This window comes from Fastidiosibacter lacustris (assembly GCF_003428155.1).
In the GTDB taxonomy this organism is placed as follows: domain Bacteria; phylum Pseudomonadota; class Gammaproteobacteria; order Francisellales; family Francisellaceae; genus Caedibacter; species Caedibacter lacustris.
Window position 1 is genome coordinate 20,458 of the sequence record NZ_QLIR01000002.1, and the last position, 24,890, is coordinate 45,347.

The 24,890-nt window shown below is 36.2% G+C and carries 20 protein-coding genes; 15 read left to right on the forward strand and 5 right to left on the reverse strand.

What is annotated here, in order from left to right:
- Positions 1-17: 17 nt before the first annotated feature.
- The 10 genes from DNJ77_RS01400 to nadC all read left to right on the forward strand — a co-directional run bounded on the left by DNJ77_RS01400 (position 18) and on the right by nadC (position 10,852).
- A complete protein-coding gene (locus DNJ77_RS01400) occupies positions 18-1,061 on the forward strand; it encodes an efflux RND transporter periplasmic adaptor subunit (RefSeq protein ID WP_157966542.1) in 1,044 nt (347 codons plus the stop codon).
- 4 nt (positions 1,062-1,065) lie between these two features.
- Entirely contained in the window at positions 1,066-4,110 is a 3,045-nt protein-coding gene (locus DNJ77_RS01405; protein WP_116963213.1) for an efflux RND transporter permease subunit, read from the forward strand.
- A gap of 115 nt (positions 4,111-4,225) precedes the next feature.
- Positions 4,226-4,444 (forward strand): translation initiation factor IF-1, encoded by a 219-nt coding sequence (infA, locus tag DNJ77_RS01410; protein ID WP_116963214.1) that lies wholly within the window; start codon positions 4,226-4,228, stop codon positions 4,442-4,444.
- Between the two features lie 123 nt (positions 4,445-4,567).
- Complete coding sequence (rpe, locus tag DNJ77_RS01415; protein WP_116963215.1) at positions 4,568-5,239, forward strand: ribulose-phosphate 3-epimerase; 672 nt, start codon at positions 4,568-4,570, stop codon at positions 5,237-5,239.
- Positions 5,240-5,326: 87 nt separating this feature from the next.
- The gene (gene guaB / locus DNJ77_RS01420; RefSeq protein WP_116963216.1) at positions 5,327-6,787 is read left to right on the forward strand and encodes an IMP dehydrogenase; all 1,461 of its coding nucleotides are present in this window, start codon (positions 5,327-5,329) and stop codon (positions 6,785-6,787) included.
- A 137-nt stretch (positions 6,788-6,924) separates the two neighbouring features.
- A complete protein-coding gene (gene pdxS, locus DNJ77_RS01425) occupies positions 6,925-7,800 on the forward strand; it encodes a pyridoxal 5'-phosphate synthase lyase subunit PdxS (RefSeq protein ID WP_116963217.1) in 876 nt (291 codons plus the stop codon).
- A 6-nt stretch (positions 7,801-7,806) separates the two neighbouring features.
- Complete coding sequence (gene pdxT / locus DNJ77_RS01430; protein ID WP_116963218.1) at positions 7,807-8,352, forward strand: pyridoxal 5'-phosphate synthase glutaminase subunit PdxT; 546 nt, start codon at positions 7,807-7,809, stop codon at positions 8,350-8,352.
- Between the two features lie 138 nt (positions 8,353-8,490).
- Positions 8,491-9,528 carry a quinolinate synthase NadA gene (gene nadA / locus DNJ77_RS01435; protein WP_116963219.1) on the forward strand — a complete coding sequence of 346 codons (1,038 nt, stop codon included), beginning with the start codon at positions 8,491-8,493 and terminating at the stop codon, positions 9,526-9,528.
- A gap of 9 nt (positions 9,529-9,537) precedes the next feature.
- Positions 9,538-9,981, forward strand: a complete 444-nt coding sequence (locus DNJ77_RS01440; protein ID WP_116963220.1) for a GNAT family N-acetyltransferase — start codon at positions 9,538-9,540, stop codon at positions 9,979-9,981.
- A gap of 1 nt (position 9,982) precedes the next feature.
- Positions 9,983-10,852 (forward strand): carboxylating nicotinate-nucleotide diphosphorylase, encoded by an 870-nt coding sequence (gene nadC / locus DNJ77_RS01445; RefSeq protein ID WP_116963221.1) that lies wholly within the window; start codon positions 9,983-9,985, stop codon positions 10,850-10,852.
- On the opposite strand, the gene DNJ77_RS01450 is transcribed toward nadC, so the two are convergent.
- A complete protein-coding gene (locus DNJ77_RS01450) occupies positions 10,849-11,469 on the reverse strand; it encodes a sterol desaturase family protein (protein WP_116963222.1) in 621 nt (206 codons plus the stop codon). The two genes, nadC and DNJ77_RS01450, sit on opposite strands and share 4 nt — an antisense overlap.
- 342 nt (positions 11,470-11,811) lie before the next feature.
- Between DNJ77_RS01450 and DNJ77_RS01455 the strand changes: the two genes are divergently transcribed.
- Positions 11,812-12,441: a YdcF family protein gene (locus tag DNJ77_RS01455; RefSeq protein WP_157966543.1), complete on the forward strand. Its 630-nt coding sequence runs from the start codon at positions 11,812-11,814 to the stop codon at positions 12,439-12,441.
- A gap of 105 nt (positions 12,442-12,546) precedes the next feature.
- Here DNJ77_RS01455 and typA read toward each other — a convergent pair whose 3' ends face one another.
- Entirely contained in the window at positions 12,547-14,364 is a 1,818-nt protein-coding gene (gene typA, locus DNJ77_RS01460; protein WP_116963224.1) for a translational GTPase TypA, read from the reverse strand.
- 155 nt (positions 14,365-14,519) lie between these two features.
- Here typA and coq7 point away from each other — a divergent pair, with 155 nt between their 5' ends.
- From coq7 to dcd, 4 genes are all read left to right on the forward strand, one after another.
- The gene (gene coq7 / locus DNJ77_RS01465; RefSeq protein ID WP_116963225.1) at positions 14,520-15,164 is read left to right on the forward strand and encodes a 2-polyprenyl-3-methyl-6-methoxy-1,4-benzoquinone monooxygenase; all 645 of its coding nucleotides are present in this window, start codon (positions 14,520-14,522) and stop codon (positions 15,162-15,164) included.
- Between the two features lie 165 nt (positions 15,165-15,329).
- Positions 15,330-16,415, forward strand: a complete 1,086-nt coding sequence (apbC, locus tag DNJ77_RS01470) for an iron-sulfur cluster carrier protein ApbC (RefSeq protein WP_116963226.1) — start codon at positions 15,330-15,332, stop codon at positions 16,413-16,415.
- Positions 16,412-20,389 carry an N-6 DNA methylase gene (locus DNJ77_RS01475; protein ID WP_116963227.1) on the forward strand — a complete coding sequence of 1,326 codons (3,978 nt, stop codon included), beginning with the start codon at positions 16,412-16,414 and terminating at the stop codon, positions 20,387-20,389. The genes apbC and DNJ77_RS01475 overlap by 4 nt, the downstream gene beginning before the upstream one ends.
- Positions 20,390-20,402: 13 nt before the next feature.
- Positions 20,403-20,969 (forward strand): dCTP deaminase, encoded by a 567-nt coding sequence (gene dcd / locus DNJ77_RS01480; protein ID WP_116963228.1) that lies wholly within the window; start codon positions 20,403-20,405, stop codon positions 20,967-20,969.
- 411 nt (positions 20,970-21,380) lie between these two features.
- On the opposite strand, the gene DNJ77_RS01485 is transcribed toward dcd, so the two are convergent.
- From DNJ77_RS01485 to DNJ77_RS01495, 3 genes are all read right to left on the reverse strand, one after another.
- Positions 21,381-21,560, reverse strand: coding sequence for a hypothetical protein (locus DNJ77_RS01485; protein WP_116963229.1), 180 nt, complete (start codon positions 21,558-21,560; stop codon positions 21,381-21,383).
- A gap of 115 nt (positions 21,561-21,675) precedes the next feature.
- Positions 21,676-22,869: an MFS transporter gene (locus DNJ77_RS01490; protein ID WP_157966544.1), complete on the reverse strand. Its 1,194-nt coding sequence runs from the start codon at positions 22,867-22,869 to the stop codon at positions 21,676-21,678.
- Complete coding sequence (locus tag DNJ77_RS01495; RefSeq protein ID WP_157966545.1) at positions 22,866-24,485, reverse strand: radical SAM protein; 1,620 nt, start codon at positions 24,483-24,485, stop codon at positions 22,866-22,868. Before DNJ77_RS01495 ends, DNJ77_RS01490 begins: the two co-directional genes overlap by 4 nt.
- Positions 24,486-24,890 lie beyond the last annotated feature (405 nt).

The window sequence follows — 24,890 nt, forward strand, 5'->3', positions numbered from 1 at the left end:
GTATTGGTTTCATGAAGATGAAAAAACATATAGTTTTTGGTTTAATAACGTTGAGTTTAGCAATTAGTGTTATTTATTTTTTATTTTTAGGGTCAGGGAAGAAAACGGGAAGTTTTAATGTGGGACCAACGGTCATTGAAGTTGCAACAGTAACTAAGCAAAATATTCCTTTAACTGTTAAAGCAACAGGACAGCTGATTGCACCAAATACTGTCACACTAAAGGCACAAATTGCGGGGGTGGTTGAAAAAATCTACTTTACTAGTGGTCAATATGTTAAAGCTGGAGAGTTGTTGATGACACTAGATGATACCCAGCAAATGGCAGATGTAAATTCAACTTTAGCTGATTATACAAAAGCAGAAGCACAATACAACCGAACATCCACTTTATTTAAAGACAACAACGCTGTATCACAAAGCGAGCTGGATAGTGCTAAAGCTGATTATATGCAAACAAAGGCTAAATACGATGCAGCACTCTATCGACTATCAAATACTAAGATTGTCGCACCTTTTACGGGGTTTTTAACTTTGACTACTTTAGCTAAGGGAAGTTATGTTTCAGCAGGAGACACTTTGGTTACCTTAGTTGATAAGGAAAATCTTGAGTTGCAATATGCTTTACCAGAGTCCTATGCTAAAAGCATTGCATTGGGACAAGTAGTTGCTTTTAGAGTGGATGCTTTTCCAGGTCAAATATTCCATGCTAAGGCTGATTACATTTCACCGAATGTATCAGATGACAATTTGACTTTTACCATGCGTGCAGCTTTTGATAATAGTAATAATGTACTAACCCCTGGTATGAGTGTATATGTATCACAAGTTTTAAAAGCTGATAATTTAGTTTTGGCTGTACCAGAAAGTGCATTAAGTGCACAAAGTGGGGGATTTATTGTTTATGTGGTGGAGGATGGAAAAGCAAAGGCGTTACCTGTAGAAATAGGACAAATCAATAAAGGGTACGTTGGGGTTTTGTCAGGACTAAAGCAGGGGCAGCAGGTGATTGTTTCAGCAGAGGGAAGCATCTCTGATGGTATCGCAGTAAAGGTGGAATAATAAGATGAAACTACCTGAAATTTGTATCAAGCGCCCAGTTTTATCTTTTGTATTAAATGCAATTTTAGTGCTGTGTGGCTTACTAAGTTTTGGTTATGTTAAGCTGCAGTTTGAGCCTACGATATTTAAACCTGCGCTTATGATTGTAACTAATTATTCAGGAGCCAGCGCTGATGTGGTACAAAAAGATGTGACACAACAACTGGTTGCAGCAATCTCAGGGACTGAAAACCTAAGCTATATCGAGGCCATTTCTAGACAAGGGCAAAGCCAAATTAAACTTAACTTTGGTAATATTGATCAAGAGAAGTTTATTACTGCACAATCTGAAGTGATGCGCGATATTGCGGGGGTAAATTTACCACAAAATGTGAAAACACCACAAATTAAGCAGCGTGGTAGTGGCAGTCAAGTAATGTTGATTGGCTTTCAAGATGCTGACCGCTCGACGGAAAGTTTAACTTCATATATTAATGACTCAATAATTAAGCAGTTATCACAGATCCAGGGTGTGGGTGATGTCCAAGTTTATTCTGACAGTTCGGCATTGAGAATTGAGCTTGACCCTAAGGCTATGGCACTTCTTAAAGTATCTGCAATTGACGTTGTTAATAAGCTTGAACAATTAAATCGCAACATCTCAGCAGGACAGCTGATTACCGCCAACAATACTTATACGATTAATGTTGATAGTGCCTTTAATAGTATTGATAAATTTGAGAATTTAATTATTGCTAAACGTAATGGGAAACTTATTTATTTAAAGCAAATTGCAAAGGTTTATCTGGGCAGTTTATCGTTGGCAAACGCTTCTATTAGCATTATTGATGGTAAACCTGGGGTGGTGGTGAATGTTTCTCAAACCAGCGATGCCAATCCAATTGAAGTCGCAAATGCAGTAACGAAAGCTGTACAACAAATACAAGGTTCGTTACCACCTGGGATGAAAGCAGAAATATTATTCAATATTGCGACTTCACTTAAGGCTTCTCTGTATGAGGTGATTAAAACTATTGTTGAAGCCATTATTTTAGTGTCTTTTATTTCTTTGTTATTTTTAGGGCGTTTTCGTGCAGCTTTAGTTCCGATTGTGACGTTACCTGTATGCTTAATTGGTGTGTTTGTTATCATCTGGCCGCTTGGTTTTAGCATTAATATGATGACGTTGTTAGCGTTGGTATTGGCTGTTGGGCTTGTGGTTGATGATGCTATTGTAGTCTTAGAAAACTGCTATCGTTACATGCAAAAAGGATATGACGCTTTTAATGCAGCAATTTTAGGTAGTAAAGAAATTGGTTTTGCTATTATTGGTATGACAATTACATTAGTTGCAGTTTATATTCCGATTGCATTCATGAATGATAAATCAGCGGTTTTCTTTCGTGAATTTGCCTTTACGCTTGCAGCTAGTGTTTTAATTTCAGGTTTTGTGGCATTGACTTTGTCACCAACGATGTGTGCGTATACTTTAGGAAAAGCCAAGGAAAGTCGCTATGAACAAAAAGTAGCTCGTTTGTTTGCTTATACAGAAAAAATGTATAAAAAGTCACTAGAATTGATATTGCAAGTGCGATTATGGCTGATAGTTATTTTTATTATCCTTATTATTGCAGGGGTTGGGTTGTTTCGATCAATACCAACGGCATTACAGCCACAGGACACGGTTGGTGTGGTGGGAGTCAACATTACTGGGCAAAGTAATGCAAGTTCTGACTTTATCATGCAGAAGTTAGATGAAATTCAGGATAGGTTGTCAAACAAAGTATTTAAGCATTCGTTTGGCTTTGTTGACACTGAAAGTGGTCAAACTTCTGGGTTTTCTATGAACATTTTAAATCAAGACCAAGTAACAAATGCCTATAAAATTGCTAAAGAATTAAACTCAATTATCAAAGAAACAAAAGGTGTTCAAGGCAGTAGTTGGGTGTTTCCATTATCAGGGAAAAGCCAATTTGGTGCAGGGGATATCCAAATGTATTTACTGAGCATGGATGATTATCAAACACTATACAAAAAGGCAGAAAGCTTAGTGTCAGTGTTGAAAAAACTCCCAAGCATTTCTTACGTTAGTATCGCCAGTTCTGCAGACAGTGGTCAGTTTACTATGGATATCAATTACACAAATGCTATGCTTTTAGACGTTGATCCAGCAAATATTCAGACGATATTGAACATTATGTTTGGGGGTTGGCAGTTATCAAGAGATTATGAAACTGGAGGTGAGAGTTTTCCAATTTTTGTCCAGTTGGCTAAAAAAGACTTAAAAAGTTTTAGTGTATTAAATCACTTGTATATTAAAACTGATACTGACGCATGGGTACAACTAGGACGTTTAGTGAATATTAAACCAGTCGTTAAAATCCCTTATTTAACAACCTATAATCAACTTCACGCAATGGAGGTAGATGTCGATTTAGCACCCAATGCTTCAATGGGGCAAGTAATTGAGGAAATTAGATCTATAACTCAACAACTTCTACCTGGCACAAGCTTAGCTTTTAAAGGGGATGCTAAAGATATGTTAGAGGGTAATAACAGCATGATTATTATTTTCATAGCTGGGTTGTTGTTTGTTTATCTCGTGTTGGCAGCACTTTTTGAGAGTTTTATTGATCCATTTATTATTCTATTAACTGTACCATTGTGTGTGATTGGCGCACTTGTTGGTCTGAAATTAATAGGAGGAACACTCAATATTTATACCGATATTGGACTAATTACCTTGATTGGACTTGTGTCAAAACATGGGGTGTTAATCGTTCAGTTTTCTAATGAATTGCTAACAAAGGGAGTAAGTTTACAAGAAGCAGTAATAAGAGGAGCAGCAACGCGTTTGCGGCCAATATTGATGACTTCGGCAACCATGATTTTGGGTGCTATTCCACTTTTACTTAGTACAGGTGTTGGTGAGTATGCGCGTCAGCAAATCGGAATGGTAATTGTAGCTGGTTTGTTGCTTGGTTCTATTTTTTCATTGTTTATTGTGCCAGTTGCTTATCAACTATTAAAGTCTTTCAGGTATGGTAATAAGAAGTCGATAATAACTTAATTTTCGCAAGTAGTTGAATATTTCTAAAAAATAAGGCATGATTCACACGCTTATTTAATTTGAGTTAATTTATAGACTCGAAGCTTTTAAAAAAACAAAGAGAAAAAATCAAATAATGGCAAAAGAAGATTGTATTGAATTAGAAGGCACGGTTGTTGAAATGCTGCCAAACACAATGTTTCGTGTTGAGCTTGAGAACGGTCACATTGTTACAGCTCACATTTCGGGTAAGATGCGCAAAAATTACATTCGTATTTTAACAGGTGACAAAGTTACCGTTGAAATGACACCTTATGATTTAACCAAAGGTCGTATTAAGTTTCGTAATAAATAAGTCTTTCTGTATATTCTGCATATTCTGCAAATTATCTGAAAAATTAAGTAAAATTGTGTTATCTGAATAAATCTAATTTCTGTATGATGTCTTAAGGTTTTAAGAAAATAAAGACTCTATGTTATGTCATATCAAATCAATCCATCGATATTATCTGCAAATTTGGCACACTTGGGCGATGATGTAAGAGCTGTGTTAAAAGCAGGAGCAAACAATATCCACTTTGATGTGATGGATAACCATTATGTGCCAAATTTAACTTTTGGAGCAATGATTTTGAAGGCATTGCGGGAGGATGGCATTAGTGTCGGTATGGATGTCCATTTAATGGTGGAGCCAGTTGATGATTTAATTGAAAGCTTTGCCCAAGCAGGCGCAACAAGTATTGTATTCCATCCAGAGGCCTCAAGACATGTTGATAGAAGTCTCAGTTTAATTCAATCTTTTGGCATTGAGGCTGGTTTAGCATTAAATCCGGCAACATCAATTACAATTTGTGATTACCTTATTGATAAGCTTGATCGACTACTTATTATGACAGTCAACCCTGGGTTTGGTGGTCAAATCTTTATTCCTGCTATGTATCATAAGATCAAACAGGTTTCACAGTGGATTAAAACAAACAACGATAATATTTTACTTGAAGTGGATGGAGGTGTTAGGATCGATAATATTGCTGAAATTGCTGCTTGTGGAGCAGATGCCTTTGTTGCTGGGTCGGCAATTTTTGACACAAAAAACTACAAACAAGTTATTGATCAAATGCGTAAAATGCTCTTGGAAGTTAAAAAATAATAATAAAATCATTTGCTATAAAGTGAAAAATGTTGTTAAAATCTCGCTGTAATTAAGACCACTCTAAACTTAATTACGAGGTTTTCTATGTTACGTATTACTGAAGAAGCCATTACTTTCGATGATGTGCTACTTTCCCCAGGTTATTCCAACGTTTTACCGCATCAAGTGTCACTTGAAACCAATTTAACGCGCACAATAAAGCTTAAAATGCCTTTGGTGTCAGCTGCAATGGATACGGTTACTGAATCACGCTTAGCAATTGCAATTGCACAAGAAGGTGGCGTGGGAATTATTCACAAAAATATGTCAATCAAGGCTCAAGCAGCAGAAGTGCGTAAGGTGAAAAAATTTGAAAATGGAATGGTGATAGATCCAATTACTGCAACACCTGATACTTCTATTCAAGATTTATTGCATATTACTGAGCAATATCATTTTTCTGGGGTGCCGGTTGTTGAAGGTAAAAATTTGGTAGGACTTGTGACTTCGCGCGATATTCGCTTTGCTAAGGACTTAAATCAACCAATTTCAAGTATCATGACACCAAAATCACGTTTAGTCACAGTCAAAGAAGGTGCTCAAGAAGAAGAAATTCAAGGTTTATTACACCAATATCGTATTGAAAAGATTTTAGTGGTGAATGATAACTACGAGCTTGTTGGCTTAATTACTGTAAAAGATATCCAAAAATCTATTGATAAACCAAATGCTTGTAAAGATGCTTTGGGGCGCTTAGTTGTTGGTGCGGCGGTAGGAACTTCAGGGGATACCGAAGCACGTGTTAAAGCATTGGTAGAAGCAGGTGTGGATGTGATTGTTGTTGACACGGCGCATGGTCATTCTCAAGGTGTGTTAGATCGAGTTAAATGGGTGAAAAGACATTTTCCAAATGTACAGGTTGTCGGGGGGAATATTGCAACAGCCCAGGCTGCGCAAGCTTTAGTTAAAGCTGGTGCTGATGCAGTAAAAGTAGGTATTGGACCAGGTTCCATTTGTACAACTCGTGTTGTGGCTGGAGTTGGAATTCCACAGTTGAGCGCCATTTCAAACGTAGCTGAAGTTATGACGCCATTAGGCGTACCCGTTATTGCTGATGGTGGTATCCGTTACTCAGGAGATATTTGTAAAGCGATTGTTGCTGGTGCTTCCGTTGTAATGGTTGGAGGGTTGTTTGCAGGGACGGAGGAATCTCCAGGTGAAGTTGAGTTATTTCAAGGTCGTTCATATAAATCTTATCGTGGTATGGGGTCATTAGGTGCAATGGCAAAAGGTTCATCCGATCGATATTTTCAAGATAGTATTGATGCCAAAAAGTTAGTACCTGAAGGAATTGAGGGGCGTGTTCCATATAAAGGAACTTTAGCTGCTGTCATACATCAGCTAATTGGAGGTCTGCGTGCTGGAATGGGTTATACAGGCTGCTCGAATATACAAGAAATGAGAACAAAGCCAACTTTTGTCAAGATAACGGGTGCAGGCTTTAACGAAAGTCATGTTCATAATGTGATGATTACTAAGGAACCACCTAACTATCAATTGAAGTAATCTAGCTTTTCTTTAAGTTTATACCCATCATAAAAATGAAAATAAATACCAAAATTAAGATTTAAGCGATTGTCTCAACCGTGAAATTACTCTATTGTATGCTGGTATTTTTGAAGTCTAATATGCGGAGTAAGTCAATGAGTGATAGATTGCAAATTAATGTTGGTTTAGCTGAAATGCTAAAAGGTGGCGTTATTATGGATGTGGTCACTGCAGAGCAAGCTAAAATTGCAGAAGATGCAGGTGCAGTAGCGGTTATGGCATTAGAACGTGTGCCAGCAGATATTCGTAAGGATGGTGGCGTGGCTCGTATGTCAGATCCTAAGCTTATCAAAGAAATCATGGCAGCAGTGACAATTCCTGTGATGGCAAAAGTGCGCATTGGTCACTTTGTTGAGGCGCAAATTTTGCAAGCATTAGGAGTTGACTTTATTGATGAAAGTGAAGTGTTAACGCCAGCAGACGATGAAAATCACATTAATAAACACGATTTTAAAGTACCGTTTGTATGTGGCTGCAGTAACTTAGCTGAAGCATTACGTCGTATAGGTGAAGGTGCTGCTTTAATTCGTACTAAAGGCGAAGCAGGGACTGGAGATGTCATTCAAGCTGTCAAGCAGATGCGTGCAATTAATAGACAAATTCGTGAAGTACAAATGGCAGATAGCACTGAGCTTATGGCAATTGCTAAAAAATTGGCTGCACCTTATGAACTTGTTCAATATGTGCATAAGAATGGTAAACTGCCTGTACCAAACTTCTCAGCTGGTGGTATCGCAACACCAGCTGATGCAGCAATCATGATGCAGCTTGGTGCAGAAACTGTATTTGTTGGCTCAGGAATTTTTAAATCAAGTAACCCTAAAAAACGTGCTGAGGCGATTGTCAGCGCAGTCACACACTTTAATGACCCAGATGTTTTAGCAGCAGTTTCAGAAGATTTGGGTGGCGCAATGACAGGAATTAATTGTGATCACTTACTACCTCATGAAATGTTCTCATCAAGAGGATGATTTAATATGAACGTTGGTGTTTTAGCACTTCAAGGTGCTTATCATGCTCATCAAAAGAGAATACAAGAGTTAGGTATTCATTGTATTCTGGTGAAAACAGAAGCCGCTTTATCGCGAGTTGATGCACTTATTTTACCAGGTGGTGAAAGTACCACTATGACCTATTTATTGCAAAAGCATGATCTTTGGGCTCCATTGGCAAAGAGAGTACGTGAGATTCCTGTTTTTGCTACATGTGCTGGCGTAATTTTATTGCAAAGGTTTGGTGCCTTAAATATTGATATAATACGCAATGGCTATGGTCGTCAACTTGAAAGTGGGATTTTTCCATTACATGTTGCATTTAATGGTCAAAGAGAGAAAATAGATGGTTTTTTTATTCGTGCACCTGTTATTAGCGCAGTGCATGATAAAGATATTGAGGTGTTGTCCTATTACCAAGAAAAGCCAGCTTTGATTAAAAAGCATAAGATTCTCGCTGCGACTTTTCACCCTGAATTATGTCAAAGCTCTCCTATTCATAAATATTTTATTCGGCTAGCCAGAACTTAAGTGCATATTATTTAAAGTTTATAAGCTTATTCATCTCAATAAAACGAATAAAACACTTTTATTATTTTTTCTTAAAACTATGAGTCTATGTTAAAATCCAGTCACATTACCATATATTGTAATAGCTGAGATATAAAAGTGATTACTGAAGTCGAGTTTCACTCACGTGTTACCAAGGTTTGGCCAAAACTTAAAGCAATGCAGATTGAAAGTGAAGAGCAAAAAGCATTTTATCGCGATAAAATTAAGCGTTTACTTAAAGAGAAAAATATTTGTTTAATAGCACACTACTATGTGGACTCTGATATTCAAGCACTAGCGGAAGAAACAGGTGGAATGCTTGGCGATTCACTTGCTATGGCGCGCTTTGGTAAAGATCATCCATCACAAACGCTTGTTGTGGCAGGTGTGCGTTTTATGGGGGAAAGCGCCAAGATTCTTTCTCCTCACAAAAAGGTTATTATGCCGACACTAGAGGCTGAATGTTCTTTAGATGTAAGCTGTCAAGAGAATGAGTTTAAGGAATTTATTGCTTTGCATCCAGACCGTACCGTTGTCGTATATGTCAATACCTCTGCGCGTATCAAAGCATTGGCAGATTGGACGGTTACCTCATCTAATGCACTTCAAATTTGTGAGTACTTAGATCAGCAAGGTGAAAAGATACTTTGGGCACCAGATAAGTACTTAGGACGCTGGATTGAGGAACAAACTGGAGCAGATATGGTACATTATAATGGTGCTTGTATCGTGCATGAGGAATTTAAAGCGCGTGCACTATTGGACTTAAAAGCGCAATATCCAGAAGCAGCAATTTTGGTTCATCCTGAGTCACCTAAAGAAATTGTAGCACTAGCTAATGTGGTAGGGTCAACTTCTCAATTGCTGGAAGCCTCTAAAAAATTACCCAATCCTGTTTTTATCGTGGCAACAGAAGCAGGCATTTTCTATAAAATGAAACAATCTTCACCCAATAAAATTTTTATTGAAGCACCAACAATCGGTAAGGGTGCGACATGTAAGGCTTGTGCACATTGCCCTTGGATGGGAATGAATAGTTTGAAAAACTTGGCAGAAGTCCTAGAACGTGAAGATAATGAGATTATCTTGCCGAAAGATATTTGTGAATGTGCTATGGTTCCGTTAACGAGAATGGTTGAGTTCAATAATAAGTAAGCTACTGCTATGAATAATAACATACTAAACGTACAGGTAAGTGATTATCCTGCCTTGTTTGAAATTTGGAGTTGTGCAGTAAAAGCGACACATGATTTTTTGGAAGATAAAGATTTTAATTTTTTTAGCTCAAAGATCATTTCAGACTACTTTCCACAAGTAAAAATGTATAAGTATATATTAGATAAAAATATAGTTGGTTTCATGGGCGTTAGTGATAATCAACTTGAGATGTTATTTATTGATCCAAAATATTTTGGACAAGGGATTGGTAGAACATTAATTGAATTTTGCATAAATGAGCTAGCCATTTACAAAGTAGATGTGAATGAAAAAAATAATGGGGCTGTTGAGTTCTATTTAAAGATGGGGTTTAGAGTTGTATCACGTCAAGAAGTGGACGGTTTGGGTAAACCATATCCAATATTGAATATGAAACTAAAGGAAACTTAAAATGAGTAATTTTTTACACCTAAAAACCGAACAAATTACGGCAGTGCCACAAATATTAGTCACTAAGATGGTAACGCAAGCTTTAGCAGAAGATATTGATCAAGGTGATATTAATGCTCTATTGATTGATGAAAAGGAAATCTCTAAAGCCCGTGTTATTACACGTGAACCGATGATAATGTGTGGTTATGATTGGGTAAATGAAGTCTTTAAGCAAATTGATCCAAAGCTTCAATTACATTGGTATTACCATGATGGTGATAAAATTTTAGCAAATAAAACCCTATTTGAAGTTGAGGGTTTGGCACGTGGCATTTTATCAGCTGAACGAAATGCACTTAATTTTTTGCAAATGCTGTCAGCTGTTGCTACGAAAACGAGGGAATATATTAAAGCAATAGAAGGAACAAATTGCAAAATTTTAGATACACGTAAAACCATTCCTGGATTTCGTTTAGCTCAGAAATATGCAGTGACTTGTGGTGGTGGAGTAAACCACCGAATTGGGCTGTTTGATGCTTTTTTAATTAAAGAAAATCACATTGCTGCTTGTAATCATTCAATTATCAAAGCTGTTGAAAAGGCACATGAAATTGCGCCTCATAAATTAGTTGAAGTGGAAGTTGAAAATTTCGATGAATTAAATGAAGCATTAAGTGCTAAAGCAGATGTTATTATGTTGGATAACTTTAGTATTGAAGATATGAAAAAAGCGGTAAGTATTGCTAAAGGGCAAGCACAGCTAGAAGCTTCAGGTAACATATCACTTGATACGATTTATGCAGTAGCACAAACAGGAGTGGATTTTATCTCAATAGGAGCATTAACTAAACATATTCAAGCGATTGATTTATCGATGCGTTTTTTCTAATCTACATATCCAGCAATATTTTTGACTGTAAGACTTTTAGAAACTTGACTTTTATCTTTGAATGTTCCTAAAAACTTATCACCAAGGTAGCTTGTAATCCCCCAGCAATAGTTTTCGTTATGAAAATGGTGACGCATATGCGCACGTTTTAGCCTTTGTCCAACTTTTGTTTTAGGCTGGTAAGCTGGGGTGTGATGCGCTAGGTGCATCCATTCATAAAATAGATAATATAAAATACCAAAGGTGAACGGCACAAGTGCAACACTAAAGTTCCATGAAAGCAAAGCAAATAACACATAGGTTTGGACAAGGTGGAGGATAATAGCAGGCCACGGTGCAAATAACAGCTCAATGTTTTGAGGATATTTGTGATGCGCATGATGTAGGCGAATTTGAAAATTACGAAACCAGCCTGGCTTTTTACTGAGTTGTGCATGTAGCAGGTACTTATGTGCATACCATTCGTAGAAAGGTGCAATGATTATTGGTAAAAATAGCCACCAAAAATGTATGCTAAGAATATCTGTCTCGATAATAATTGCTAAAAAAGTCAAAAAGAAGAACCATAGGATCTGTATCGTACGGTGGGAGAAATAGACTTTTAAAATTGATTTCATAGTTTAAATCGATTGTTTTTATTTGGTAAGCGATTTTAACAGTTGAATCGTTTGAGTGCTATATGTGTAACAAAAGCTTACAAGATAGAGAATCAGTTTTTATTGATTTCTATTGAACCGCTTTGATAGACTAATCGTCATAAACATTACTTATATTTCACGGGTAATATAAAAATGTTCACATTAGTAGATACGCTTTTTATAATCTTTTCAGCGCTAGTAAATCCGTTGATTTTGATCTTTTTATTACTATTAATATCGTTGCTTTTAAGACGAAAGATATATTCCAAATTGCTGGTGATAATTTCATTAATTACGTTTTATATATCATCTAATGGAGTCATGTCGTCTTATATTTTATCAGGACTTGAAAAGTATAAAGCTGTCGATGCTCATGAAGTTGCTTCTTATAGAGCACTTATTTTACTTGGTGGTGGCTTAGAGCGACAATCATCTATAGTAACGCCAACGATTTTAGGGTATAGCAGAATATTGGAAGCGGCACGTATATATCAAATTGCAAAAAATCAAGGTATAAATTACAAAGTAATTATCACTGGGGGAGATGTACGTAAATATGGTATTTCAGAAGCTCAATTGTATGGTCAGATATTAGAAACATTGGGCGTCAATAAAGATGATTTAATCTTCGAAAAAGAGAGTCTAAATACATACCAAAATGCCAAGTATACAAAAGAAATTGTAGACAAACTTCCTTATAAAGAATATTTACTGGTAACAAGTGCAATACATATGAAGCGTGCTACTATTTATTTTAAAAACTTTGATATACCAATTATTCCTGCTATTTCAGACAATCCGCAAGCTATCGTGTCCTTTATTCCTAATACTTATAATCTAACGCTACTTAATTTGGCAATACATGAAAACATGAGCATAATCAGATTGAAGCTATATAATTTTTTAGGGATAAACTCAAAAGAGAATGTATTTTCTAGAGCAGGGCAATAATATATATAGTTGTCCTAATCCATCAAATGGATATAATAATATAAGTCAACCTCCAGCAGGAAGCCCACCTGTAATGCTTAGTGCACTTTGAAGAAGCGTGGGGTGTTAATCTTTAGTGCGAGATGCACGTTTGCGATCGGATTCTGTAAGGAATTTTTTACGTAGTCGAATTGATTTAGGTGTGATTTCAACTAACTCATCATCTTCAATAAATTCCAGTGCATATTCTAATGTAAGTTTAATTGGCGGTGTTAAGATGATACTTTCATCTTTGCCTGCTGCACGAATGTTAGTCAGTTGCTTGCCTTTACAGGGGTTAACCGTTAAATCATTATCACGTGAATGAATGCCAATGATCATGCCTTCATAAACTTCAATAGCATGTCCTATAAAAAGCTTGCCCCGTTCTTGTAAATTGAATAATGCAAAGGCAAGTGCTTTACCTCCACAGTTAGATATAAGTGTACCATTTTGGCGCGATTCAATTATCCCTTTTTTCATGGGACCATAGTGATCAAATATTTTATTGATAATACCAGTACCAGAAGTGATGGTTAAAAACTCAGTGTAAAAACCAATTAGACCTCGTGAAGGAATAATAAACTCAAGCTTAACACGTCCTTTGCCATCAGGTTCCATGTTTCTAAGCTCACCCTGACGTAACCCCATTTTTTCCATGACGGCACCTTGATATTGTTCATCAACATCGATAATGGCATATTCATAAGGTTCACACATTTCACCATCGATTGCTTTGAAAATTACATGAGGACGTGAAACAGCGATTTCAAAGCCTTCACGACGCATATTCTCAAGTAAAATAGATAGGTGTAATTCTCCACGACCAGAGACTTTGAATTTATCAGGATCATCTAATTGCTCAACCCGTAATGCAACATTATGCAATAATTCCTTATCCAAGCGATCTTTAATTTGGCGTGAAGTCACAAATTTTCCTTCTCTCCCAGCAAACGGAGAATTGTTTACTTGGAAAGTCATCGAAATAGTTGGTTCATCAACAGACAAAGGGGGTAAAGCTTCTATTTTTTCTGGCAAACAGATTGTATCAGAAATGTTAAGCCCTTCAATTCCAGTAACACAAACAATATCCCCCGCAGATGCCTCAGGTACCTCTATACGCTCAAGCCCCATATGCCCTAAGATTTGCAGAATACGCCCTTGTCTAGTTTTCCCTTCTTTATCAATAATCGTAACCGTAGTGTTGGTTTTAATTTTACCGCGCTTAATACGCCCAATACCAATTGTGCCCACAAAGCTTGAATAATCAAGCGATGAGATTTGCATCTGGAAAGGACCATCAGTATCTATTTGAGGAGGGCTGACATGATCAACGATGGCTTGAAATAAAGCCTCCATGTTTTCAGTAATGACGTTTTGATCTAAAGTCGCAAAGCCATGTAAAGCTGAGGTGTAAATAACAGGGAAATCAAGCTGTTCATCTGTTGCCCCCAAACGATCAAATAGATCAAATACTTGATCCATGACCCAATCAGCGCGTGCACCAGGGCGATCAATTTTGTTGATCACAACAATTGGTTTTAAGCCACGCGAAAAGGCTTTTTCGGTAACAAAGCGTGTTTGGGGCATAGGACCATCAACTGCATCAACTAAAAGCAGTACTGAGTCAACCATTGACATGACGCGCTCAACTTCTCCACCAAAGTCAGCGTGTCCAGGTGTATCGACTATGTTGATACGATAATCTTTCCACTTAATTGCCGTATTTTTAGATAAAATGGTGATGCCTCGTTCTTTTTCTAAGTCATTAGAATCCATGATGCGCTCAACTTCCTGATTGCGCACTTGTAGTGTTCCTGATTGTTGCAATAGTTTATCAACAAGTGTGGTTTTACCATGGTCAACGTGAGCGATAATGGCAATATTACGTAATTTTTCGATCATTATAAGATATCAATTTATGATTGGCTTAAATTGACTAGTGATTGTACGATGCGCCCCAAAATACGCAATCTTTTTTTGTTAAAATTGCAAATCTTAAAGCGAAATTATGCTATGATGTTTTCGCATTTTCATCAGGTAATTGAGAAACTACAAATATGACATTTCGTAATTATTCATTTTTGGATCAATGCTTAAGTGAGTTACAGCATTTTATAAAGTCAGTGGTATTACCTGCCAAAAACCCATCAATTGAAACGCCTGCCCAGAACATTAGTGAACATGATTTGAATGAAAATGAAAAACAACATGTGGCAGGACTTATGCGTGTGGATCACACGGGTGAAATTTGTGCTCAGGCCTTATATCGCGGTCAGGCCTTTGTTGCTAGAAACCTTGATACAAAGGCACATTTACATCATGCGGCAGAAGAAGAATACAACCATTTATCGTGGTGTGAAACACGTTTAGAGGAACTAGAGGCAAGAAAAAGTCTGTTAAACCCATTTTGGTATATAGGCTCGTTTACAATTGGTGCGACCGCGGGATTTGTGAGCGACAAGGTCAGCTATGGTTTTGTGATTGAAACAGAAAAACAGGTAATGTCCCACTTGGAAAAGCATTTATTGGAGTTACCGATGCAAGATAAAAAATCCAAAGCAATCCTAATAAAAATGTACGAAGATGAAAAAGAACATGCAGATCAAGCAAAACTCGCTGGAGGTCTTGAGTTACCCATGTGGGCAAAGCTTATTATGAAAGTGCAGTCGAGGGTGATGACGACTTTGGCTTATCGAATTTAGGTCTCGTTTTGTCGTAGTTTTTACCCTGTTATTACATAATTTTGGACGCTTTCGATGGGAATCTCTATTTTACAATGCGCACAATTCAATTTAGCCTGGTAAATTCATGTTGATCCAGTTAGACTGGCTACCATCTGTAATTCGTTTTTTATCCAATTAGTAAGTATGTTAAAACAAAAGCTACAAGCATTTGAACATTCGCTATTAGACCTACCTGCATGTGTTTTTTTAGAAGAGATGCAAATATTTAAGGAAGATGGTGTAAATAAACTTGTATTAAAGGTAGGATTTCCGCTAACGCATACTCAAGCAGGTCAGGTCATTGCTCAATTAAGCGACTACTTATATAACAATAACGTTATAGAGTCATTTGAGTTTGAAATTAGACCAAATATCATTACTCATAAGGTACAGCAGGGATTAAAGCCAATCAAAGGTATTAAAAATATTATCGCGATTGCCTCAGGCAAAGGTGGCGTTGGGAAGTCAACCACAACGGCTAACTTGGCGATTTCACTCATGAACATGGGGGCTAGCGTTGGGATTCTGGATGCGGATATTTATGGACCTAGTCAGCCGCTTATTATGGGAAATTACAGCAACCCCATAACGAATGATAAAAAGAAAATTGAGCCGCTTGTATGCCATGGGGTCAAAATGATTTCGGTGGGTAATTTAATCGATCAAGACTCCGCCATTATTTGGCGCGGTCCCATGGTTTCTGGTGCGCTTATGCAATTGCTCAATGACACCAACTGGGGTGAGTTAGATTATCTTTTTATCGATTTACCGCCTGGCACGGGTGATATTCAGTTAACGATGAGCAAAAAAATCCCATTGACTGCGGTAGTTATTGTCACAACCCCACAGGATTTATCACTTATTGATGCCAAAAGAGCAGTGGCAATGTTTAATAAACTTGATATCCACGTTGCGGGAATTGTTGAAAATATGAGTATTCATATTTGCCAGAATTGTGGGACTCAGTCGCCTATCTTTGGGCAGCTTGCCGCAGATAAACTCGCTCAGCAATTTAATATTTCAGTATTGGGTGAGCTACCTTTAGATATTGGCATAAGAGAAGATGTCGATAGTGGTAAGCCTAGCGCAATCAATAGAGATTCAAGGATTGCTAAAGCGTATAGTGACATCGCATTAAAATTGGCAGTTGATATTGCCCAATTGCCAAAGGCAATGATGATCAATATGCCTGGGGTCAAAGTTGAATTTAGCGATGGAAAAGCAGAGTGACTAAAAAATATATTTACGATCTTCTTTCAGCGTTGGGTTTTACTGCTGGTTTTGATAAGAAAACCTGTTATGTAAAAACCTATCAGAGATCGAATTATCAAATCACTGTTGATCTTGAAAACGGGCAAATAGATTACGGTGAGGCGATTAGAAGAGGAGATGATACAACCTCAAACTTAACTATGTCCGAAAACTTAGTCGTGCTAGAGTGTGTTGACCGACTGCTTGAAAAGGGATATCAACCAAAGGATTTGATTTTAGAAAAACGCTGGAAGCTTGGGCGAACGGCAAGAAGTGGTAAGGCGGATATTACAGTAGAAGACAAAAATGGCAAAACACTGTTGATTATCGAGTGTAAAACCTGGGGTAATGAATACAATAAAGAATGTAAGCATATGCAAACGCATGGTGGACAGTTATTTTCCTATTTTCAACAGGATAAAAACGCGCGTTTCCTTTGTCTTTATACATCGTGTTTAGACGCTGGAGCAATTGCATATCAAAGTGCACTTTTAAATGTTGAGGATGCTACCAGTGAGAAAATAGCACAACAAACAAAAGCTGAAGTGATTACCTATGGTGAGGCTAAAAACGTTCATGAAATGTTGAGTGTCTGGAAATACAAGAGCAAAGATAAAATGACTTTTCTATACTCTGGTTTGTTCGAGGATGGCATTGAGTCTTACAACCCAGGTTACAGACCGATTAAGATTGCAGATTTAAAAGATTTTAGGCAAGAAGATAAAGGCAAGGTATTTAATCAATTTGAAGAAATCTTAAGGCATAACAATATTTCCGATCGATCTAATGCTTTTAATCGCATGATTTCACTGATACTTGCTAAAATTGTCGATGAAGCAAAAACGGATGATGCTATTGCTGATTTTCAGGTAAAAGAAGGTATTGATGATGCCGAAGCCCTTTTAGAGCGCTTGCAATCACTCTATGCCAAGGCCATGAAAAATTACCTTAATGAAGAAGTGATCGACTATAAGTTAGAGGACATTAAGGTGCAGATTGCTCATTTTCCAAGACAAACGGCGAAGGATACGCTTTATCGCATCTATAAGGAGCTGAAATTTTATCAGAACAATGAATTTGCCTTTAAGGAAGTTTATAACAAAAAGCTGTTTGAAGAAAACGTAAAGGTCTTAGAGGAAGTCGTAAAGCTCCTGCAAAAGTATCGATTTAAATATGATCAAAAAGCACAATTTTTAGGGGATTTTTTTGAATTGATGCTTGAAAGTGGTTACAAACAATCCGAAGGACAGTTTTTTACGCCAACCCCTATTGCGAAATTTATTGTTTCTTCCATTCCGCTTAAAGTAATAGTGCATGAAAAGCTGCAAAATGGGGAGAAACTCTTCTTACCCAAGGTCATTGATTTTGCCTGTGGTAGTGGTCATTTTTTAACAGAAGCTATTGAAGAAATTGCAACACTCATTCAAAGTGTTGACGAAGATGACATTAAGCTATTGCATGAAAATGATAAAATCGCATTTGCGCTAAAGGAGCTTCAGCATTATAAGCAAGATATGCGCTGGGCAGGTGAATATATTTTTGGTATTGAAAAAGATTACCGTTTGGCAAGAACCGCACAGGTTGCTTGTTTTATGCACGGAGATGGAGATGCCAATATCATTTTTGGTGACGGGCTTGAGCAGCATTTAGGTAGGCTTAATAAGCAAAATCGCAGTGGCGATAACACGTTTGATGTATTAATTGCCAATCCACCTTATACCATTAAGGATTTTAAAAAACACTTAAAGCTAAATGCGCATGATTTTGAGCTGTGGGAGCATGTAAGCCTTGATTCAGATGACATAGAAGTGTTCTTTATTGAGCGTATGAAACAGCTGCTTCGCCCTGGTGGAATGGCAGGTATTATTTTACCTAGCTCTATTTTAAGTAACACTGGCGCTTATATCAAAGCGCGAGAACTCCTTCTGCAACACTTTGAAATAAAGGCAATCGTTGAATTTGGCGGCAAGACATTTGGTGCCACCAGCACAAATACCGTAACGTTGTTTTTGAAAAAGCGCAGTGAAGATTTTATGAAAAACTGCCGCTATATTGCCGAGGATTTTATTTTAGAAAACAGAAAGCGCGAGGGTGACTTCATTAATTCGGCAGCACTTTTTGAAAGCTATGTAGCTCACTTGAACTTAAAGATGCTGGACTATCAAAGTTTCATCACTCGCTCACCCAATGAGAGTGTCAGCAGGAGCGAATTTTACAAAAATTACCAGACCTGGTTTAATGAGCTGACTGAAGTTAAAAACCTAAAAAAGAAGTCAACCTTTTTAAATTTATCCGGAGAAAAACAAGCACAACGACTTCATACTCTGTTTTTTGATTTTGTCTTAGAAATAGAAAGCGAAAAATTTTTCTATTTTTTACTTACTCATCGGCAGCTGGTATTAAATGATGATGACTCCCCTTACGAAGTTGAGGAAATCAAAACGATAGATACCGAAGGTAATGAGCTGATCAAAAGGGTAAAACACTATAAGAAGAAAGCGATACCTCAGAAAACGCTGCTTATAAAAACGGGGACTAGCAGCAAAGAACAGGAGCAATTTCTAGGTTACAAGTTCAGTGAGCGCAGAGGCTATAAAGGTATTTCTTTTATGGGTGACACCTTACTGTTTGATGCTATCAATCAGTTAAATCCGAAAAAAGTAAACAGCTACATCTATAAAAATTTTCTAGATGAAAGTCTATCAATAGATAAGAGTCTTACTGAGACGATTTCTTTGGTTAGGCTTCGCGATTGTATTAATTTTGAGAAAGTGGAGTTTGATAAACGAATTTCTTCTTTTAATGCAAATCCCATTATTCTTCAGATAAAATATCCGCAAATACCCTTACATTCACTTTTAACTAAATTAGAAAGCGGAAATAGACCTGTGGGTGGGGTAGATAGATTCTCAGAGGGTATTCCAAGTTTTGGGGGTGAGCATATTGGAACTGACGGAAAATTAAAACTAGACGAGGTAAAATTTGTACCTCAAGAATTTTATGAAAATTCAAATAAAGGTAAGATAACAAATAATGATATTTTAATTTGTAAAGATGGGGCGCTTACAGGAAAAGTTGCTTTAGTACCTAATGATTTTAACTATCAACATGCAATGGTTAATGAACACGTGTTTGTATTACAAAGTGATGAGAATAAGTTACTGCAAAATTACTTATTTCATTTCCTATATAGTAGCAATGGTCAGAACTTATTAAAATCAAACATTACAGGTCAAGCTCAAGGAGGATTAAACAAAAAAAATGTATTGTCGATTAAAATCCCAGTCCCTCCACTGACCATTCAGCAAAAAATTATTGCTGAGATAGAAGTGATTGATGCTAGAGTAGAAAATACATACAAGCTCATTGAGAAGAACAATGAGCTAATAGCTATACTGATTGACAAAGATACTGAAATGCGGAAAATTTCTGAGCTTACCCACTTATGCACTGACAAAGTTGATCCGATAAATAAGCCTAATAAAATTTTCAATTATTTAGGCTTGGAGCACCTTGAAAGTAACACAGGAAGAATTACGAATTGGGAACCAAGCGTAGGCAGCTCAATTAAAAGCACAAAAAACGCTTTTAAAGCAGGTCAAGTGCTTTATGGCAAGCTTAGACCATATCTAAATAAAGTAGTCATCCCACATTTTGATGGTGTGTGCTCCACCGATATTATAGTCCTTGATTGTGAGTACCCTATATTACTTCAACGAGTTTTATTGTCAGCCGAGTTCGTGCGTGAGGTTTCAAAGAAGATGAGCGGGGTCAATTTGCCCAGAGTAAAGGTAAAAGATTTTCTTGATATAAAAGTTAGTTATCCGAGAAATCCTGATAATATTAGCAGAGAGCTTGAAAAGCTGGAAATAGAAATCAAGGAACAACAAGAGTCCATTGCAAACGCTGAACAAGAAAAAAAATCAGTTTTAACAAAATACCTTGAAGCATAAGCGAGGAGAAAAAATGAGTATAAAATCCGATAAATGGATACGCACAATGGCAAAAGAACATGAGATGATTTCACCATTTGAGTCCGGACAAGTACGCCATAATGAGCAGGGGAGAATAGTCTCTTTTGGAACTTCAAGTTATGGCTATGATGTGCGATGCGCCAATGAGTTTAAGATTTTCACCAATATCAACTCCACGATTGTTGACCCTAAGGATTTTGATCACAATAACTTTGTCGATTTTGTGGGTGATGTCTGCATCATCCCGCCTAATTCGTTTGCTCTGGCGCGCACGGTGGAATATTTTAAGATTCCACGCGATACTTTAGTCGTGTGTTTAGGCAAATCAACCTATGCACGTTGTGGCATTATTGTGAATGTGACTCCGCTTGAGCCTGAGTGGGAAGGGCATGTAACCCTTGAGTTTTCAAATACCACGCCCTTACCTGCTAAAATTTACGCTAATGAGGGTGTAGCACAAATGTTGTTTTATCAGTCAGATGAAGTTTGTGAAACCTCATACAAGGATCGAGGAGGAAAATATCAAGGACAAACAGGGGTGACGTTGCCAAAAACATAGTAATACTCCTATGGCAGAGAACACTCTACGTGTAGTCATTTCAAGTGAAAGTAAAGTTGCTCTAAACTCATTATTAATGGATTGGTTTAGAACATATTGTATGATAGGGGCTTCCAGAAAACTGGTTAAATAAAGTAATATAAAGATGCTGATAGCAAGAATATAAGAGTGTTGCGTGTAACCTAATACTAGAAAAGAAAGTAAAAACAATATACGCAGCCAAAAGATAACCTGCCAGTTTGTATGTTTGTTTTGACTGACTTTTGTGAAATATAATACGATAATTAATGTTTTCTGAGTGGTTAAAGTGAGGCAAAAAAACATGTGGAATTTGTTTGCATGAGAAAGATAATAAATCGCATATAAATGTTATGTCTTCAAAAGTATGAATATATTCATTCGAAGAGTATGTTAATTCTTCTGTTGAAGTTGTAGAAATAAGAGAAATATGCACTCAGAAATCCCTACTTTATTGATAGCGTAGTCATGCATTGCTTGACTACTATCAATGCAAGCGATGGCTTTAGGATCATTTTTAATTGTATACAGAGCCAGACTATGCCTTGCAGGTCCTGCACAAAGCTCTAACATATGAATTTTATCTATTTGTAAGTAGTTTTTTAGATTCAGGATTTAACCACGAAAGTCCCAATCTTGGGGAATAGTATCGTATATTTCCGGCATGCTTTCATAAAAGTTATTAATACTATTCATTTCTCACCCATAATAATGTTAACGTTGATACAAAAGACAATACCCCGATAAAAATCAGCGTATTGCCAACACCAAAATATTTATAAATTAACGTGATATTAAACCCACCAAAACTAGCTAATACTCTTTCACCAGCTGCTAAAGATAATAAACCAAAAATACGATTACTATCTTTGAATAGGGTATTGTTTAGCTCACCTAACGGTCCATATTCAAGATCACCAAAAACGAACATACTCAATGTCATAATAGCAAATACAACTATATTAGACACAAAAAAACCCATCATAATAAAGCTAATTGAAAATAACCATCGCAATACAACCACTTGCCACATCAGGTTATTTGATATTAGCTCAATGTAGCGATACAACCAAATAACGCACAATCCGCTTAGCAAGTAGATCAAGCCATAAATGCTGGAATTAACAAGCAATGAGTAATGCATTGTGTCACCAAGTATATTCTGAAATACAGGCATCCAAATAACCGCATAACCGTTATAGATAAAACCTAATATTGCAAAAAAAATCAAAACCATTAAAAACTTTCTATCACGAAAAAAATATATATGCCTAAAAAATGAAAAATTAGCATCATGGGACTTTAATGATTTACCATCAATGACCAAAAATATAGTGACGGTGTAAAATAATAAAAGCACAAATATTAATTTGAACGTATAAGCGTATCGATAAAGTTGAGTCATGAATGCACTAAAAACAATCCCTAAAAATGTTGCAAAATTTGACAGAGATTGTGTTTTGCTAAAAACCTTAGTTTTGCTGATAGAATATTGTAATTTATGAATACTATTAACATACCATCCTTGCAGCACACCTGAAAACGTTGCCATCCCTAGACCCCAAAAAACAAATGCCACATACATCAATGATAGAGTGTCACTTAATGCAAACAACAATGCAGAGAAAGCTTCTATTATTAAGCCAAAGACAAATATTAGTTTACGGTTAGACATATCAGCTAGTATGCTCAATGGAAGTATGCCTAATATGGTTGTTATTGACATAATGGAATAACCAACACCAATACTTACAATAGAAAAACCAATATCTAATAAAAACAGGGTTAAAATCGGAAACTTCATCGTGATGATAAATCTATAAAATGAAAAGAACAGGTAATAACTTACCGTTAATTGAGACTCACTTAAGAGAATTTTCACTCAGTTACATCCATGTTTATATTATTTACATAGGCATGGTATTCACTTAATGGTGGAATAACCTCATCGAATCCATGGTCTCCAATATAGACTTTATTGCCATCATGCGTCAATATTGTTTCATTTTTTGTACATGTTTCACTAAGCCGTTTAGGCAAGAATCTTTGATTAAAGAGATCTATCATCTCAAATAATAATATTTGATTTTTCTTAATGCTTTCCTTGGACATTTTTAATGAGCCTTTCTCAAATTCGCCAACATAATAATTTGCTAAATACAAACTAAACTTATCAAGGTTAGCAAACCAGGCTTCAATTCCTTTTTGAATAGGCTTAATTTCATGCAAATAGGCAAAATTTAATTCCGTACTTTTCTTTTCATTCTCATATGATAATGATCGTAAGACTTCAATTAATGGCTCAAATTCAGTGTTGAATACATATTTATTGGTGTTTTGGGAACGAAAATACATTGTCCATTTCGTATAAGTCATGTCACTAAATAAATACTTTTCTAAGCCTTTATTATCCCAACTATGCTCTATATTTAATAAAATAGTCTGTACTCTAAGGCAGCTGGCATTTTCATGAGTCATAAAGTCATTTAAAGTCTTTATATTATGCTTCAAGGACAATATAGTAGTATTTCTATTAAATGGGATCATGCTTAAAAATATATTAATATCCCTGTCTAATAGGTTGATTACACTAGCTTTGATCGTTTCACTTTTTAAATGTTTGTTAAGCTGATCTAAATCACTTTGATAAAATGACTCCGCCCCCATATAGACATTATATAATCCAGCCTTCTTTAACAAATCATAATCATTAAATAACTCTAGAGTATCCGCTCGACAATATATCATAAAATTAATGTCTGGAAACTTTATGGATATGAGTCTCAACAGTTCTTTACGTTCCTTGTGAAATTTTTTGTTTGCTCCTAAAAATTCCAAATCGAAAAAGAAGAATTTCCTAATACCCTCCTTGTAATATGTATCAATATCACTAATGATTAAACTATTGCTCCTTGTGCTCCATCTAGATGGGAATGTTGTAAAATTATTAACAAAACAGAAATCACACTTATAAACACAGCCTCTAGTAGTTTCTATTGCAGCAGTAAAAAGTTTTTCCTTTTCCTTAGAAACTATTGATCCCATATAGTACGGTGTTTGTTTGCAATGTATAGAGTGAATATAAGGACTTTTTACCGTTAATCCTACTGATTTGGCTAATTCCATTTCACTATGAATAACGAAATTGATGTCAGTATTTATATATTTCCTGAGTTTTTTACTTGCTGTTGCTATTTGCCCATAAATATTAACACTTGCTTTTGGATAATGCTTTTTTACATTTTCTGCCAACCGAACAGCATAATGAGGTACTGAACCTCTTTCCCGTGAAACTATAATATAAATTTTATCTTCACCAAGAAGGTAGTCTGCGCTAGATAAGTCTGGATTCAAGACGAAATCTTTAACTATACATTCATGGTTACCCTCCACATGGTTATCCACGAAACCTAAAAATGAAGTTATAATAGGGTCTTCTTGAGTGGATACAGAGTTATAATGATCCGCTTGAGGCGGTCTAACAAAAACAAGAAACAAACCATTCTCCCAAAACTCAAAATAAAACGCATAAAAACACACTTTCCGGAATAATTAGTCCTCGGCATCTTTTTTATCGTATAGATTTTTAAAAATTTAACTCATAAGTATCTCTGAAGTTACGCGAATATGATTATTACCCTTCGGCATTCTGAAAAGTAACAAAACTTCTACGCAAATCACTATTTACTTTACTTGACGCAAGTTGACCAGAAAAAAAATCATTCATAATTTCTTTTGCATCCATAAAAAACGCTCCTATATTGAGTTGGTTGATATAAATTTGATTAAACTTAATGTAAATAAGTTACAAAAAATCTCATCTCGCTAAGAGTAAAAAAAACGGTTATGTGTCAATATAAAACATTTAAAAAAGTTAAATTTTGTATATTTTTTATTTTCTTA